The sequence below is a fragment of the Nonomuraea endophytica genome, from assembly GCF_014203235.1.
Classification (GTDB): domain Bacteria; phylum Actinomycetota; class Actinomycetes; order Streptosporangiales; family Streptosporangiaceae; genus Nonomuraea; species Nonomuraea endophytica.
Window position 1 is genome coordinate 450,880 of sequence record NZ_JACHIN010000007.1, and the last position, 16,369, is coordinate 467,248.

General features: G+C 70.6%; 12 protein-coding genes. 5 read left to right on the plus strand and 7 right to left on the minus strand.

What is annotated here, in order from left to right; translation table 11 throughout:
- Positions 1–2: 2 nt before the first annotated feature.
- Positions 3–1,163, plus strand: a complete 1,161-nt coding sequence (locus HNR40_RS27205; protein ID WP_184966081.1) for an ROK family transcriptional regulator — start codon at positions 3–5, stop codon at positions 1,161–1,163.
- On the opposite strand, the gene HNR40_RS27210 is transcribed toward HNR40_RS27205, so the two are convergent.
- Positions 1,160–1,921, minus strand: coding sequence for a helical backbone metal receptor (locus tag HNR40_RS27210; RefSeq protein WP_184966388.1), 762 nt, complete (start codon positions 1,919–1,921; stop codon positions 1,160–1,162). The two genes, HNR40_RS27205 and HNR40_RS27210, sit on opposite strands and share 4 nt — an antisense overlap.
- A gap of 140 nt (positions 1,922–2,061) precedes the next feature.
- On the opposite strand from HNR40_RS27210, the gene HNR40_RS27215 reads away from it, so the two are divergent.
- Positions 2,062–2,853, plus strand: coding sequence for an SAM-dependent methyltransferase (locus HNR40_RS27215; protein WP_184966083.1), 792 nt, complete (start codon positions 2,062–2,064; stop codon positions 2,851–2,853).
- Between the two features lie 3 nt (positions 2,854–2,856).
- On the opposite strand, the gene tpx is transcribed toward HNR40_RS27215, so the two are convergent.
- The 5 genes from tpx to HNR40_RS27240 form a co-directional block, all read right to left on the minus strand.
- Entirely contained in the window at positions 2,857–3,357 is a 501-nt protein-coding gene (tpx, locus tag HNR40_RS27220) for a thiol peroxidase (protein WP_184966085.1), read from the minus strand.
- Positions 3,358–3,393: 36 nt separating this feature from the next.
- Positions 3,394–5,127 carry a pyruvate dehydrogenase gene (locus HNR40_RS27225; protein WP_184966087.1) on the minus strand — a complete coding sequence of 578 codons (1,734 nt, stop codon included), beginning with the start codon at positions 5,125–5,127 and terminating at the stop codon, positions 3,394–3,396.
- 30 nt (positions 5,128–5,157) lie between these two features.
- A complete protein-coding gene (icmF, locus tag HNR40_RS27230; RefSeq protein ID WP_184966089.1) occupies positions 5,158–8,337 on the minus strand; it encodes a fused isobutyryl-CoA mutase/GTPase IcmF in 3,180 nt (1,059 codons plus the stop codon).
- 86 nt (positions 8,338–8,423) lie between these two features.
- A complete protein-coding gene (locus HNR40_RS27235) occupies positions 8,424–9,263 on the minus strand; it encodes a CHAP domain-containing protein (RefSeq protein WP_312896535.1) in 840 nt (279 codons plus the stop codon).
- A gap of 124 nt (positions 9,264–9,387) precedes the next feature.
- Positions 9,388–10,158, minus strand: coding sequence for a PP2C family protein-serine/threonine phosphatase (locus HNR40_RS27240; protein ID WP_184966093.1), 771 nt, complete (start codon positions 10,156–10,158; stop codon positions 9,388–9,390).
- Between the two features lie 76 nt (positions 10,159–10,234).
- On the opposite strand from HNR40_RS27240, the gene HNR40_RS27245 reads away from it, so the two are divergent.
- From HNR40_RS27245 to HNR40_RS27255, 3 genes are all read left to right on the plus strand, one after another.
- A complete protein-coding gene (locus HNR40_RS27245) occupies positions 10,235–11,989 on the plus strand; it encodes an HsdM family class I SAM-dependent methyltransferase (protein ID WP_184966095.1) in 1,755 nt (584 codons plus the stop codon).
- A 45-nt stretch (positions 11,990–12,034) separates the two neighbouring features.
- Positions 12,035–12,931, plus strand: coding sequence for a serine/threonine-protein kinase (locus HNR40_RS27250; protein ID WP_184966097.1), 897 nt, complete (start codon positions 12,035–12,037; stop codon positions 12,929–12,931).
- Between the two features lie 724 nt (positions 12,932–13,655).
- Complete coding sequence (locus HNR40_RS27255) at positions 13,656–14,963, plus strand: MFS transporter (RefSeq protein ID WP_221340844.1); 1,308 nt, start codon at positions 13,656–13,658, stop codon at positions 14,961–14,963.
- A 481-nt stretch (positions 14,964–15,444) separates the two neighbouring features.
- Here the strand turns inward: HNR40_RS27255 and HNR40_RS27260 are convergent, their stop codons facing one another.
- Positions 15,445–16,104 (minus strand): LuxR C-terminal-related transcriptional regulator, encoded by a 660-nt coding sequence (locus tag HNR40_RS27260; RefSeq protein ID WP_184966101.1) that lies wholly within the window; start codon positions 16,102–16,104, stop codon positions 15,445–15,447.
- Between the last annotated feature and the right edge of the window lie 265 nt (positions 16,105–16,369).

The window sequence follows — 16,369 nt, forward strand, 5'->3', positions numbered from 1 at the left end:
CCATGCTGACGGCAGGGCAGGTGCTCCAGCTCATCAGGAACGGCTCCTGCCGTACACGCAAGGAACTCATCGAGCTCACCGGCCTGTCCCGCTCGACGATCACCGAGCGGGTCGACCGGCTGATCGAGGCCGGATACATCCACGAGTCGGGCGTCGCCATCTCCGGCGGCGGGCGGCCGCCGTCGGTGCTCGACATCGACTCCACCAACCGGTTCGCGCTCGTGGCCGACCTCGGCGCCGGCCACGCCCGCGTGGCGCTGACCGACCTCGCCGCCCGCCCGCTGGCCGAGGAGCACACCGAGATCCGCATCGAGCTCGGTCCGGAACCCGTCCTGACCTGGGTGCGCCAGGCCTTCCAGCGCCTGCTCGACCGGACCGGGCACGCCCGCGACCGGGTCTGCGGCATCGGCGTCGACCTGCCCGGCTCCGTCGACCACGCCTCCGGCCGGGCCGTCAGGTCGTTCCTGATGCCCGGCTGGGACGAATACCCGATCGCCCAGGCCATCGGGGCCGGCTTCGACGTGCCGATCCTGGTCGAGAACGACGCCAAGGCGATGGCGCTCGGCGAGTGGTGGATGCACTGGCGTGAGACGCCCTCGCTGCTGCTCATCAAGGTCTCCACCGGGATCGGGGCGGGCATCGTCATCGACGGCCAGATCTACCGGGGCGTGGAGGCGGCCGCGGGCAACCTCGGCCACGTACGGCTGCGCGAGAGCGACGACCGGGTCTGCACCTGCGGCTCACGCGGCTGCGTCGCCTCGCTGGCCAGCGGCCACGCGCTCGCCGTGGACCTCGGGCAGTCCTCCAGCCGCGACGTCGTCCGGCTGGTGCAGGCCGGCGACCCGGCGGCCATCGCGCGCACCCAGGAGGCCGGCCGGACGCTGGGGATCGTGCTGGCCACCGCGGTGAGCCTGCTCAACCCTGGGGTGCTGGTGCTGGCCGGTGACATGGCCCAGACCCGGGAGCACTACCTGACGGGGATCAGGGAGAGCGTCTACCGGCGGAGCCTGCCGTACACGACCCGCAATCTCGACATCGTGACCAGCACGCTCGGCGAGCGCGCCGGCATCGTGGGCACGGCGGTCATCGTGATGGAGCACGTCCTGTCGCCCGACGCGGTGGACGGGGCGCTGGAGACGCCCCCGCTGGCCGACCGCGCCTAGGCTGCGGTACGGCCCAGCGCCTCGCCGAGCAGGGCGGGGGCGACGGCCAGCGACGGCCCGTACCACGTGAGCAGGCGCCCGCTCACCAGCGCGCACGGCAGCCCGGGGAAGGCCTCGGGCCCGTCGGCGGCGGAGAAGGCGTAGGGCTCGTCGGGCAGCACGACCAGGTCGGGCGCGGCGGCCACCAGATCGGGCAGCGGGATCTTGGGATAGCGCTCGGCGTGCCCCTCGTAGAGGTTGTCGACGCCGAGCCGCCGCAGCACGTCACCGGTGAAGGTGCCGCTGCCCACGACCATCCACGGCCGCCGCCAGATCGGCACGACGGCGCTCGCGCGCACGGCGGGCTCGGGCAGGTCCCAGGCCGCCCGCGCCGCGTCCAGCCACGGCGGCGCGGAAGTACGGCAGGCCAGCTCGAACACCCTGGCCAGCGAGGCGAACGCCTCATCCACCGTCCTGATCACCGTCACCCAGACCGGGATCCCGGCCTCCCGCAGCGCCTGGATGTCCGGCTCGCGGTTCTCCTCGAAGTTGGCCAGCACCACGTCGGGCCGCAGCCGCGCGATGGCGTCGAGGTCGGGGTTCTTGGTGCCGCGCACGCGGGTCACGTCCAGGTCAGCGGGGTGCGAGCACCAGTCGGTCGCGCCGACCAGCGACCCGGGCACGGTGGCGGCGACCGACTCGGTCAGCGAGGGGACCAGCGAGACGATCCGCTTCACCTGGTCCGGCACTTCCGAGGGGGCGCCGGTGTCGTCGCTCAGCACACGGCCAAGTATCCCGCACACCGTCCCATAGCACGGTGACCCCCTCCCGGACGTTATGGCCGATCTCGCGCCACGTCACGGGTCGAATACGTAGGATCGCAACAAAGGCCGACTACTTGTGATCGGGGGATCACCGGTTGGACCAGAGGAGTTCGAGGGGCTTCGATCCGAACAAGCCCAACGCCGCCCGGCTGTATGACTATTACCTGGGCGGCAAGGACAACTTCCCGGCCGATCGGGCGGCGGCGGAGAAGATCTTACGGGTGGCGCCCGAACTCAGGGCCGCCGCCAGGGCCAACCGTGCCTTCCTGGGACGTGCGGTGAGACACCTGTCGGGGCAGGGGATCACGCAGTTCCTGGACATCGGCACCGGCCTGCCCACCCAGGGCAACGTGCACGAGGTCGCGCCCCCCGGCGCGCGCGTGGCGTACGTGGACAACGACCCGGTCGTGCTCGTGCACGCCAGGGCCCTGCTGGCCCTCGACAGCGACACCTCCGTGGTCCAGGGCGACCTGCGCCGTCCTGAGGAGATCCTCAAGAACGGCGAGCTCGGCATCGACTTCGACCGCCCGGTCGGCATTCTGCTCGTGGCGGTGCTGCACTTCGTCGCCCGCTCGGAAGACCCGGGCCGGATCGTCGCCACGCTCAGGGACGCGATGGCGCCGGGCAGCTTCCTGGTCCTGTCGCACGGCACCAGCGACGCCCGCGCGGCCGCGGTGACCAAGGGCACCGAGGTCTACCAGAACTCCGCCAGCCCGCTGACGCTGCGCAGCAGGGACGAGATCGCGGGCCTGTTCGACGGCTTCGCCATGGAGGAGCCGGGTGTCGTCTGGCTGCCGCAATGGCGGCCCGACGACACCGACATGATCGACTTCCCCGGGCAGCCGGAGAAGTCGCTCATCCTCTGCGGAATCGGCCGGAAGACCTGACCCTTACTTCAGTGCCTTGAGCGCGCCCTCGTAGTCGGGCTCCTGCGTGATCTCCGGCACCAGCTCGGAGTAGACGACCTTGTTCTCGCCGTCGAGCACGACGACCGCGCGGGCGGCGAGCCCGGCCAGCGGACCGGTCTCCTGCGCCACGCCGTAGTCGGTCAGGAACTCCCTGCCCCGCATCAGCGAGAGCGTCACCACCTTGTCCAGCCCCTCGGCGCCGCAGAAGCGGCCTTGCGCGAACGGCAGGTCGGCCGAGACGCACAGGACGACGGCGTCGGGGTGGTCGGCGGCCACCTCGTTGAAGCGCCGCACCGACGCCGCGCAGACCCCGGTGTCGACGCTCGGGAAGATGTTGAGGACCTTGTACTTGTCGCCGTAGCCGGCCAGCGAGACGTCGGACAGGTCCTTGGCCACCAGCGTGAAGCCGGGCGCGCTGTCACCGGGCTGCGGGAACGTGCCGCCGACCGTGATCGGGTTGCCCTTGAACGTGATCTCGGACATGAAAACCTCCAGTTAGCTGTGCTCCCCAGCAGGCGATCATATGCCCTTCACATTTCGGAGGTTCGACCTGGCCATGTCCACCATCCTGCCGACCCCGCCGGACAGGACGATCTTCCCGGCGGCCAGCGCGAACCCCTTCATCTGCTCGGCCGAGACCTTCGGCGGCAGCGACAGCGCGTCCGGGTCGGTGATCAGGTCCACGAGGTAGGGGCCGTCGGCGTCGAACGCCTTCGTCAGCGCCTCGCGGATCTCCCCCGGCCTGGTCACGGTGATCGACGGGATGCCGACGGCCGCGGCCACCGCCGCGTAGGACACCTGCTCGTGGTCGGTGCCGAAGTCGGGCAGGCCGTCCACGAGCATCTCCAGCTTCACCATGCCGAGCGAGGAGTTGTTGAACACCACCGTCTTGACCGGCAGGTCGTGCAGCTTGACCGTGATCAGCTCGCCGAGCAGCATGGCCAGCCCGCCGTCACCGGACATGGAGACGACCTGGCGGCTCCGGTCGGCGAAGGCGGCGCCGATCGCGTGCGGCAGCGCGTTGGCCATCGAGCCGTGCTTGAAGGAGCCGATCACCCGGCGGCGGCCGTTCGGGGTGAGGTAGCGGGCCGCCCAGACGTTGCACATGCCGGTGTCCACGGTGAAGACCGCGTCGTCGGCGGCCACCTCGTCCAGGATGCTCGCCGCGTACTCGGGGTGGATGGGCGCCCTGTCCTTGATGTCGCGGGTGTAGGCCTCGACCACGTGCTCCAGCTTCTTGCAGTGCTCGCGCAGCATCTTGCCGAGGAAGCGCCGGTCGCCCTTCTGCTCCACCTTCGGCAGTACGGCCCGCAGCGTCGTGGCCACGTCGCCGTGCACGGCCAGGTCCAGCGGCGTGCGCCGGCCGAACACCGCCGGGTCGGCGTCGATCTGCACGGTCTTCGTGCCCGGCAGGAAGTCGGTGTAGGGGAAGTCGGTGCCGACGAGCACCACCAGGTCGGCCTCGTTCATCGCCTCGTAGCAGGCGCCGTACCCGAGCAGGCCGCTCATGCCGACGTCGAAGGGGTTGTCGTACTGGATCCACTCCTTGCCGCGCAGGGCGTGGCCGACGGGCGCGTTCAGGCGGGCGGCCAGCGACATGACCTCGTCGTGGGCGCCGCGCACGCCCGCGCCGCAGAACAGCGTGACCTTCTCGGCCGCGTTGAGCGCGCCGGCCAGCTGGGCGACCTGGTCGGCCGGCGGGTGCACGACGCCCCGCCTGACCAGCATGTCGTGCCGCCCGACCGGGGCCGCGGCCTTCTGGTGTGCCACGTCGCCGGGCAGCACGACGACGCCGACGCCGCCGAGCCCGATCGCGTGCTGGATCGCGCTGCGCAGCACCTTCGGCATCTGGGCCGGCCAGTTGATCGCCTCGCAGTAGACGCTGCACTCGGTGAACAGCCGCTCCGGGTGCGTCTCCTGGAAGTAGCCGGTGCCGATGTGCGTGCTCGGGATGTGCGAGGCCAGCGCGAGCACGGGCGCGCCGCTGCGCTGGGCGTCGTACAGGCCCTGGATCAGGTGGGTGTTGCCGGGGCCGCAGCTGCCGGCGCACACCGCCAGCCGCCCGGTCACCTGGGCCTCGGCGGCGGCGGCGAACGCCCCGGCCTCCTCGTTGCGCACGTGTGCCCACTCGATGGAGCCGGAGCGCCTGATCGCGTCCACGATGGGGTTGAGGCTGTCGCCCACGACCCCGTAGACCCGTTCCACGCCGGACTGAATCAAGACCTGTACAAACTGCTCAGCAAGGGTCGTCATGTCACGAACCATGACCTCGTTAGGGACGACCTAAACGTTGCGCCGGTACTGCCCGCCCGCCTCGAACAGCGCGTCGGTGATCTGGCCCAGCGAGCACACCCGGGCCGCCTCCATCAGCGCCGCGAAGGCGTTGCCGTCCGACATCGCCGCCTCCCGCAGCCTCGCCAGGGCCGCCGGGGCCTCGGCGCGGTTGCGCTCGTGGAAGGCGTGCAGCCGGTCGAGCTGCGACTGCTTCTCCTCCTCGGTGCCGCGGGCCAGCTCCAGCTTCTTGTGCGGCTCGCCGCCGGCGTCGCCGTTGCGGAAGGTGTTCACGCCGATGATCGGCAGCGAGCCGTCGTGCTTGCGGGTCTCGTAGAGCATCGACTCGTCCTGGATCTTGCCGCGCTGGTAGCCGGTCTCCATCGCGCCCAGCACGCCGCCGCGGTCCGACAGCCGCTCGAACTCCCGCAGCACCGCCTCCTCGACCAGGTCGGTGAGCTCGTCGATGATGAACGCGCCCTGCAGCGGGTTCTCGTTGCGCGCCAGGCCCCACTCGCGGTTGATGATCATCTGGATGGCCATCGCGCGGCGCACCGACTCCGCCGACGGCGTGGTCACCGCCTCGTCGTAGGCGTTGGTGTGCAGGCTGTTGCAGTTGTCGTAGATGGCGATCAGGGCCTGCAGCGTGGTGCGGATGTCGTTGAAGTTCATCTCCTGGGCGTGCAGGGACCGGCCCGAGGTCTGGACGTGGTACTTGAGCTTCTGGGAGCGCTCGCCCGCGCCGTACCTCTCCCTCATCGCCACCGCCCAGATGCGGCGGGCCACGCGCCCGAGCACCGAGTACTCGGGGTCCATCCCGTTGGAGAAGAAGAACGACAGGTTCGGCGCGAAGTCGTCCACGCTCATTCCGCGCGCCAGGTACGCCTCGACGTAGGTGAAGCCGTTGGCCAGCGTGAAGGCGAGCTGGCTGATCGGGTTCGCCCCGGCCTCGGCGATGTGGTAGCCGGAGATGGAGACGGAGTAGAAGTTCCGCACCCGGTTCTGGATGAACCACTCCTGGATGTCGGCCATCATCCGCAGCGAGAACTCCGTGGAGAAGATGCAGGTGTTCTGCCCCTGGTCCTCCTTGAGGATGTCCGCCTGTACGGTCCCCCGCACCGTGGCCAGCGTGACGGCCCTGACCGCGTCCGGATCGGCGTCCGGGTCGCGCTCCAGGGCCTGGTCCATGGCGGCGTTGAGGAAGAAGGCCAGGATCGTCGGGGCCGGGCCGTTGATGGTCATGGAGACCGAGGTGTTCGGGGCGGCCAGGTCGAAGCCGTCGTAGAGCACCTTCATGTCGTCCAGGGTCGCGATGGACACGCCGCTGGTGCCGACCTTGCCGTAGATGTCCGGGCGCAGGTCGGGGTCGTGCCCGTACAGGGTCACCGAGTCGAACGCCGTGGACAGGCGGGTGGCCGGCTGGCCCTCCGACAGCAGCTTGAAGCGCCGGTTGGTGCGGAACGGGTCGCCCTCTCCGGCGAACATCCGGGTGGGGTCCTCGTCGTCGCGCTTGAACGGGAAGACGCCGGCGGTGAACGGGAAGCGGCCGGGCAGGTTCTCGCTCCTGAGGAAGCGCAGCAGCTCGGCGTGGTCCTCGAAGCGCGGCAGGGCCACGCGGGGGATCCGGTTGCCGGACAGCGTCTCGCGCCACAGCGGCGTGTGCAGTTCCTTGTCGCGGACCTTCACCACGAGCTCGTCGGCCTGGTAGGCCGCCTTGGTGGCGGGCCAGTCGCCGAGCAGGGCGCGGGACTCGGCCGACAGGCCGGACTCGGCCCGGCCGAGCAGCTCGTCCAGGCGCGCGGCGTCGTCTCCGAGCATGTCGCGGACGGCGGTGAGCTGCTGGCGGCGGCGGGCCACGTCCATCTGGGCCAGGGTCTCGGCGTGGTAGGCGCGCACGCCCTCGGCGATCTCGGCCAGGTAGCGCACCCGCGCGGGCGGCACGATCGCCGCCGCCACCTGCGAGGTGCGGCCCTGGACCCTGGCCAGCAGCCCGGGTCCCGCCTGCAGGCCCTTCTCCGCCAGCAGCTCCTTGACGTGCTGGTAGAGGGCGGTGACGCCGGCGTCGTTGTAGCGGGCGGCGATGGTGCCGAAGACCGGCATGTCCTCGGGCTTGGCGCCGAAGGCCTCGCGGTTGCGCACGATCTGGCGGCGTACGTCGCGCAGGGCGTCCTCGGCCCCGCGCCGCTCGTACTTGTTGATGGCCACGGCCTCGGCGAAGTCGAGCATGTCGATCTTCTCCAGCTGGGAGGCCGCGCCGAACTCGGGCGTCATCACGTAGATGGGCACGTCGACGTGGGGGACGATGCCGGCGTCGCCCTGGCCGATGCCCGGCGTCTCCACGATCACCAGGTCGTAGCCGGCCGCCCGGCAGGCGGCGATCACGTCGTCCAGGTGCTCGGGGACCTCCGTGACCGCGCCGCGGGTGGCCAGGGAGCGGAAGAAGGTCTGGGCGCCCAGGCTGTTCATCCTGATGCGGTCGCCGAGCAGGGCGCCGCCGCCGCGCCTGCGGGTCGGGTCGATCGCGATGACGGCGATGCGCAGCTTGTCGTCGTTGTCCACGCGCAGGCGGCGGACCAGCTCGTCGGTCAGCGAGGACTTGCCCGAGCCGCCGGTGCCGGTGATGCCGAGCACCGGGGCGTGCCGCTGGGCGCCGCGGATGCCGGCGAGGAGCTCCTCGGTGGCGCGGCCGGACTCGATCAGCGTGATCGCCCTGGCGAGGGCGGCCTGGTCGCCGGAGAGCACGGCCTCGGCCGAGGGGGCGCCGCCGAGCTCGACGTCGCACTCCTCGATCAGCTTGTTGATCATGCCGGGCAGGCCGAGCCGCTGGCCGTCCTCGGGCGAGAAGATGCGGGTGACGCCCCGGGAGTGGAGCAGGTCGATCTCGTCCTGGACGATGACGCCGCCGCCTCCGCCGTACACCTTGACGTGTCCTGCGCCGCGCTCACGCAGCAACTCGACGAGATACGAGAAGTACTCGACGTGACCGCCCTGGTAGGAGCTGATGGCGACGCCCTGGACGTCCTCCTGGATGGCGGCGGTGACGACCTCGTCCACCGAGCGGTTGTGGCCGAGGTGGATCACTTCCGCGCCCTGGGTCTGCAGAATGCGGCGCATGATGTTGATCGCGGCGTCGTGGCCGTCGAACAATGCCGCCGCGGTCACGAATCGAACAGGGTGGGCCGGAACGTGCACGCCAGATCACTCCTTCGTGAGGGGCCTCACCTACAAACTACTAGGACGTCCTACTAAATGCCCAGCATCGCAGGTGGCCGCCCCTCTCAGAGGCGTTCGTACGGCCTGCGGCCCCGCGTTCTGACGTGGGTGTGGTGGATCGGCGGCCCTTCGTGGAAGCGGTTGGGCGCCCGTTCGCGCACCGGAGGTTCCGCTGGTTCCGGTGGGGGCTCCGGGGTTGGCGCGTTCCATGGGACGAGCTCGCGAAGGACCCTGCGGTGCGTGCCACGGCCGCGGCCGGCCAGGCGGAAGCTCACCACGATGGTGGTCAGCACGATGAAGGCGAGCAGAGCCTGCGGGGTGCCGAGGAGGTCCAGCGGGGAATCGTTCGCCGGGGTCTCGGTATAGGTCTTGAGCTCGGGGGCGTAGGCGGTGGGCTGCTCGGTGGGCTGGAGGGTGCCGGCCAGCATCTTCTCCTTGACCACGCGGGGCAGGCCGTAGCCGACGACTTTCTCCTGGTCACGAAATTTCCGCTTTAACCAGACTTTGTCGACGTTCGCCTCGATGGTGCGGATCTTGGTGCCGTCGACCTTCTCCACGATGCCCACGTGGTCGACGCCCTTGTAGCTCTTGCCGCCGTTCCAGTCGTAGAAGACCAGGGCGCCGGGCTCGGGGGTACGCGACCAGGCGCCCTGCTTGATGAACCAGGCGGCGTGCGAGGGCGTCCAGGCGAACTGGCCGACGTACTCCCCGACGCCCGCCTTCTCCGCGGCCCACGCGATGAACATGTCGCACCACGGCGCGTTCTTGTACTGGGGATCCTGGAGGCGATCCGCGTACCACTCGCCGAACTTGGTGTGCTGTCCGCCCTTTTCCCGGTATCCGAGCTCTGGGCGGACCTTTGCCAGAAGATCTTCAGCGATCGGGTCCAGGACGACTCCTCCCAGATAACCGGCAGATCACGATGGACTGTAGTAGCGCCTTCGTGATCGCGTGCCGTACATCCGGAAGATAGTCACTGGGGTGGCAAAATATGGCTTTTGTGACGTGGGTGACTAGCTACTACGCGGCCTAGGAACCAGCCCCGACGCGGAAGACCTTCGCGTCGCCCTCCCCCGGCGACACGACGTCCGCCACGATGACGGTCACGTTGTCCGGCGAGCCGCCCTGGTTGGCCAGATCGATCAACCTCTGGACGGCGAGGGCCGGGTCGGCCACAGTGGTCAGGATCTCGTGCAGGATCTCGGGCCCCAGGACCCCGGTCAGCCCGTCGGAGCAGAGGAGGTAACGATCTCCGGCATCGGCCTCGCGCAGCGACATGTCCGGCTCCGCCCTGCCCTCGCTGCCCAGCACGCGCAGCACCATCGACCGGCGCGGATGCACCGCCGCCTGGTCCTCGGTAATCCGTCCTTCGTCCACCATGGACTGCACAAGTGTGTGATCCTTGGTGATCTGGTAGAGAGCACCGTCGCGAAGCAGGTACCCACGGGAGTCACCCAGATGAGCCAGCGCGAAGCGGTAGCCGTCCCACAGCGTGGCGGTGACCGTGGTGCCCATCCCCCGGCGCGCGGGGTCGATGTCGGCCAGCTCGACCAGCCGGCGCGCCGCCTCGTGCACGGCGCCCTCCAGCGCGGCCTCCAAATCGGCGCCCGTCTCGGGAAGCGACGCATCCAGCTCGCGCATGACGGCGATCGCGGCCGAGCTCGCCAGCTCTCCCGCCGCGTGCCCGCCCATGCCGTCCGCCACGACGAGCAGGCGGGCGCTCGCGAAGCCCGCGTCCTCGTTCTGCTCTCTGCGGCGGCCCACGTCTGATCCCGCGGCATAGCGGATGTTGTGCTTCATACCCTGCAGTAAATCATTGGTTGAAAGACTTCACAAGCAGATGCGCTGAAGACTCTTGTGAACTACTGTGGCTGTCATGAGCCACGACCCCACCGTCAACGCCGGGGACATCGCCCGGCTCGCCGGTGTCGGGCGTGCCGCGGTCAGCAACTGGCGCCGCCGCCACGACGACTTCCCCCAGCCGGTCGGCGGAACCGCCAACCAGCCGCTGTTCCTCCTGCGCCAGGTCGAGACCTGGCTGCTGCGCTATGGGAAGTCCTACCAGGTATCACTGGCCGACCGGGTGTGGCAACGCCTGAAAGCCGCCGGAGATTTGCGGCTCGGCGAGCTCGTCGCCGAGGCCGGCGCGCTGCTGACCGGCGGCGAGAGCGCGCTGGACGCCGAGCTCGCCGTGATGATCACCGAGCTGGCCCGCGAGGAGGGCGCCGCCGCGGCCTACGACTTCCTCTGCGAGCGCTACCTCGAAGCCCACTCCCGCCAGCTGTCCGTCACCCGCGACGAGGTGGCCGCGCTGATGGTACGGCTGGCCGTACCCGAAGGCGGGACCGTTCTCGACCCGGCCTGCGGCGTCGGCACCCTGCTCCTGGCCACCGCCGGCGCCGTCCCCGGGCTGCGCTACCTCGGCCAGGACCTCAGCGTCTCCTCCGCCCGCATCGCCTCCGCCCGGCTGCGGCTCGGCGGCCACGAGGCCGAGATCGTCCACGGCGACTCCATGCGCCGCGACGGCTTCGCCGGCGCCAAGGCCGACGCCGTCGTCTGCGACCCGCCCTTCAACGAGCGCGCCTGGGGCTACGAGGAGCTCACCGGCGACCCCCGCTGGGAGCACGGCCTGCCGCCGCGCGGCGAATCCGAACTTGCCTGGGTCCAGCACTGCCTCACCCACGTCCGCCCCGGCGGCACGGTCGCGATCCTGATGCCCCCCGCCGCCGCCAGCCGCAAGCCGGGCCGCCGCATCCGGGCCAACCTCCTGCGCGCCGGCGCCCTGCGCGCGGTGATCGCGCTGCCGGGCTCCGACCTGTGGCTGCTGCGGCGTCCCGCGCCGGGCGAGCGCCCGCCGTCCGATGTGCTGATCGTGGACGCCACCGACGACCTGTCCGCCGTCGAGCCCGCCTGGCGCGCTCATCTGGAGGACCGTTCCGAGCAGACGGTACGCATCATCGACCTGCTGGCCGACGAAGTGGACATGACCCCGGCCCGGCATCGCCGCCAGGAGGATCTGGGCAGGGCCTTCACCGAGGCTCGCGACAGGTTCCTGGCGGCCTCCGCCGTACCGCCGGATCTGAAGGTTCTCGACCAGCCGCTGGAACGGCCAGTCACCACGGTCGGCGACCTCATCAAGGAAGGGCTGGTCGCGGTGCTGCAGGCGCCGCCGCGGATGACCGCCGACGGCGGCGAGCTGCCCGTGCTGACCGCCGACGACGTGGCCCAGGGCACGCCGCCGTCCGGCCGCACCACGCCCTCCGCGGGCCTGGTCCCGGTCCTGCCCGGCGACGTCGTCGCCTCCTACTCCAGCGTCCGCGTCATCGGCGAGCCCGGCGGCGTGCTCGGCCCGCACCTCACGCTCTACCGCGTCGACCCGCGCCGCCTCGACGCCCACTTCCTCGCCGGCTTCCTGCGCGGCGCGGGCGGCCGCGCCACGACCGGTTCCAGCCGCTTCGACGCCCGCCGCACGCGCCTGCCCCGGGTGTCCATGGAGGAGCAGCGCGAGTACGGCACCGCCTTCCGCCAGCTGGCCGATCTCGAAGACGCGTTGCGCGAGGCCAGCGCGCTGGGCCAGTCCTTGATCCGTCTCGGCCTCGACGGCTTGATCGACGGGCATCTGCACCCGTAGTCCTGACGGTGTAGTTTTTTCCCGAAAGGCTGCGGGGAGGGGCGAATGGTCATCGGCGACCGCTATGAGCTCGACGACCTCCCGCTCGGGCAGGGCGGCATGGGCGCGGTCTACTCCGGGCACGACCGCCACCTCGACCGCAGGGTCGCCGTGAAGCTCCTGCACATGCGCGGCTTCAGCGCCGACGACGAAGAACTGGAGCGGCGCTTCATCCGCGAGGCCCGCATCCTCGCCCGCCTGGAACACCCCGGCGCCCCTGTCCTGTACGACTTCGGCGCGCACGAACAACGGCTGTTCCAGGTCATGCAGTTCATCGAAGGCGTCACCGTCGCCGACGTCGTCAGCGAGCACGGGCCGCTGCCGGTGCCGTGGGCCTGCGCCATCGCCGCCCAGGCCGCCGCCGTTCTGTCCGCCGCACACGCGCTGACGATCTGCCACCGCGACCTCAAGCCCACCAACCTCATGCTCTGCCCGGACGGCAGCGTCAAAGTACTCGACTTCGGGCTCGCCATGCTCCGCGAAACCGACCTCGGCCAGTTCACCCGCATCGGCCAGATCCTCGGCACGCCCGCGTACATGGCGCCCGAGCAGATCCAGCACGGCCTCGCCGACCCGCGCAGCGACCTCTACTCGCTGGGCTGCGTCCTGCACGAGATGCTGACCGGCCACCAGCTCTTCACCGGCCCCACCGACTACGTGGTCTTCGAAAAGCAGGTAAAAGAGGCACCCCCCGCAATCCCCGGCCTCCCCCCTGAACTGGCCGCGATCCTCGCCGCCCTCCTGGAAAAGAAACCCGAATCCCGCCCCACCGACGCCGCCACCCTTTACCACCGCCTAGACCCCCTGGCCCAGGGCCTGCCGATGCTCCCCGGCTTCCTCGCCCCCGACCCCAGCCCCGGCCGCATGTACGCCCGAATCGTAGGCCGAGCCCTAACCCCCTAACCACACCCCAGCACCCCTCCTCCCAACCACTCCCCCGCAACCCCCGCCCTCCCGCCCTCCCGCCCTTCCGAGCCCCCGCCCTCCCGCCTTCCTCCCTCTTGGCCCCGCCCTCCCGCCTCCCGCCCTCTTGGTCCCGCTCACTGCCTCCTGAGCCCCCGCCCTCCCTCTTGACCCCGTGGCGCTCCTGAGCCCCTCACTCTCCCTCTTGACCCCGTGGCGCTCCTGAGCCCCTCACTCTCCCTCTTGGCCCCGTGGCCCTCCTGAGCCCCTCGCTCTCTTGGCCGCCCAGCCCTCCTGGCCGCCTTGCCCTCGGGGCCCCTCCTCGGTCGCCCTCCCCCTCGGGACCCTCCTCCCTGACCGCTCCCCTCCCTCGCGCGCCCTGCCCCCGCCCTTCGGCCCCCTTTCCCTGTCCTCTCGCCCTTCTGCCCCCTTGCCCCTCCTGGCCGCTCGGCGTTTCTGGCCGCTTGGCCCTCGGGACCCTCCTCCCTGACCGCCCTCCCCTCCCCCGCCGCCCTGCTCTGTTCTGTTCTGGGCGGCGTCCCCGGCCTCTTCCCTCTGCCCTTGGGACCTCCCCCCTGGCTGCCCTCCCTCCCCCCGAACCGCGCTGCCGGGAGCCAGGGCCGATGAGTTTTTGTCGGTCCCGAGGTCAATAGTGGTGCCCATCACATCCCCCGAGGAGACTTCCACCATGACCGAGCCCGTAGCCGGACAGGGTGCGCGTTGGTTGCGCGGACCGCTTCGCCCGTTCCAGCACGGCCAGTACCGGCTGCTGACTGGCTCTCTCACCGCATCGATGCTGGGTGAGGGCCTGTGGCTGATGGCCATGGTCTGGCAGGTGATCGCCCTCGACGGCAAGGCGGGCGAGCTCTCCATCGTCTCCACGGGCGCCGCGGTCGGCATGGTGGCCACGGTGCTGCTCGGCGGTGTGATCGCCGACCGGGTGCCGCAGCGCCGCGTACTCCTGACCACCGAGATCATCCTCGCCGTCGCCGCCATGGTGATCGCCGCCCTGGCCCTGACCGGCGTGATCGAGATCTGGCACTTGGCCGTAGTCGCCTTCGTACGCGGCATTGGCAGCGGCTTCTACTACCCGGCCTACTCGGCGATGCTCCCCTCCATCGTCCCCGCCGACCACCTCCTGGCCGCCAACGGCGTGGAGGGCGTCCTGCGCCCGGTCGTCATGCAGGCCGCGGGTCCGGCGATCGCGAGCTTCCTCGTGGCCGCCCAGTCCCCGGCCACCGCCCTGGCGGTAGGCGCCGGCACACAAGTCGTGGCCACGATCTTCCTGGTCTTCATGCGCTCTGTACCCCTACGCAGAGACCAGAGCGAGGGAGACACCAGCCACCCGGTCAAATCCATGGCCAAAGACCTGCGCGACGGCTTCATCTACATGCTGAAGACCCCATGGCTCCTGGCCACGCTGTTGTTCGCGTCCCTGATGATCTTGGTGACGATGGGCCCCATGGAGGTGCTCATCCCGTTCGCGGTGAAGGACGGCGCGGGCGGCGGCCCCAAGGAACACGCCATCGTCATGGCCGCCTTCGGCATCAGCGGCGCCCTAGCCTCATTGGTGATGGCCAGCCGCAAACTCCCCAAGCGCTACCTGACCACCATGAACCTCATGTGGGGCCTCGCCTGCCTCCCCTTCATCCTCATCGGCGTCGCCTCCAACATCTGGCTGATCGTGCTGGCCGCCTTCATCCTGGGCGCCCTGTTCAGCGCGCCGATGGTCATCTGGGGTACGTTGCTGCAGCGCCGCGTACCCCCCGAGCTCCTGGGCCGGGTCTCCAGCCTCGACTTCTTCGTCTCCCTGGTCTTCATGCCCGTCTCCATGGCCCTGGCCGGCCCGGTGAGCGTGGCCATCGGCCTGACCCCGACGTTCATCCTCGCGGGCATCCTGCCGCTCCCGATCGCCATCATCGCCATCCTGCTGGCCCGCATGCCCGCCGACGAACTCGCCCACCCCCTGGACCACGAACCAACCCCCAACCCCAGCCTCCAACCCACCACCCCTAACACCACCCGCCCTTGACCTCGGGGCTCGGGGCTCGGGGCTCGGGGCTCGGGGCTCGGGGCTCGGGGCTCGGGGCTCGGGGCTCGGGGCTCGGCGGAGTCTCGCGCCCGTGTCAGGGCGTCGCGTGGGCCGGACTTCGGCTGCGCGCGATGGGTGCGGTGGACATGCGGAGGCAGCAGCCCGCAGGTGTGAGCCTCCGGGCGTGAGCGTTCGGGTGTTTCGGGCGTGAGCGTTCGGGTGTTCCGGGGTGTGGAGCCTGGGGGCAGGCCAGCGAGCTCGCATGCGCGTGGCTGCGGCGCGCAGGTAGGCGGGTGGGCCGTCGGGAATGCGGGCGTTGCGGTGTAGGTGCCGGTGGACCGTTGGAGAGCGGGCGTTGGGGGATTCGGGTGGGCCGTTGGGAGAGCGGGCGTGAGGGTGTGGGGGGCCGTTACCCGGGCGGGCGTGAGGTGTGGGGGCCGGTGGGGCGTTGGGCGGGCGGGCGTTGGGGGGTGGGTGAGGGTTAGGTGGGGCGGTCGGGGGGTGTGTTGTCTAGGTAGGCGAGTACTGCTGCTACCCGCCGGTCTACTCGGTCGGTCTGGGCCAGGTCGAGTTTGGCGAAGATGTTGCGGATGTGCTTGTGTACCGCGCCTTCCGAGATCACCAGCTTCTCGGCGATCGCCATGTTGCCCAGGCCTTGGGCCATGTGGGAGAGGACTTCGCGTTCGCGGGCGGTGAGCTGGTCGAGGGGGTCGCGGCGGCGGGCGAAGAGCTGGGCGACCACGTCGGGGTCGATCGCGGTGCCGCCGTCGGCGACCCTGGTCAGCGCGTCCAGGAACTCCTCGACCTTGCCGACCCGCTCCTTGAGCAGGTACCCGATGCCGCGGGTGCCTACGGCCAGCAGGTCGGTGGCGAACGCCTGCTCCACGTACGCGGACAACACCAGGACGCCCAGTTCCGGATGCAGGCGCTTGGCCGCCACCGCCGCCTTGATGCCCTCGTCGGTGTGGGTGGGTGGCATGCGTACGTCCACGACGGCCACGTCGGGGCGGTGTTCCTCGACTGCGGCCAGGAAGCCTTCCGGCTCCCCCGCGGCGGCTGCCACCTCGATGCCTTCGCCGGTCAGCAGCAGGACCAGGCCCTCACGCAGCAGGGCGTCGTCCTCGGCGATCACGACTCGCACGGCTGTTTCACCTCGATCATGCTTGGCCCCCGTCGGGGCTGGTCAGGGTCATCATTCCGTCGTGCGCCTCGGCTCGGCGGCAGGTCCCGGCCTCACCCATTCCGGCCTCGCGGGTTCCGGCCTTCCGGGCCACGACCTCGCCCGCTTCCGGCCTTCCGGGTCACGACCTCGCCCGCTTCCGGCCTCGCGGGCTCCGGCCTTGCCCGCTCTGGCTCGCGGGTCCGGCGGTGCGGGTTCCGGGCTTGTCGCGGGTGGTGGGGGTGGG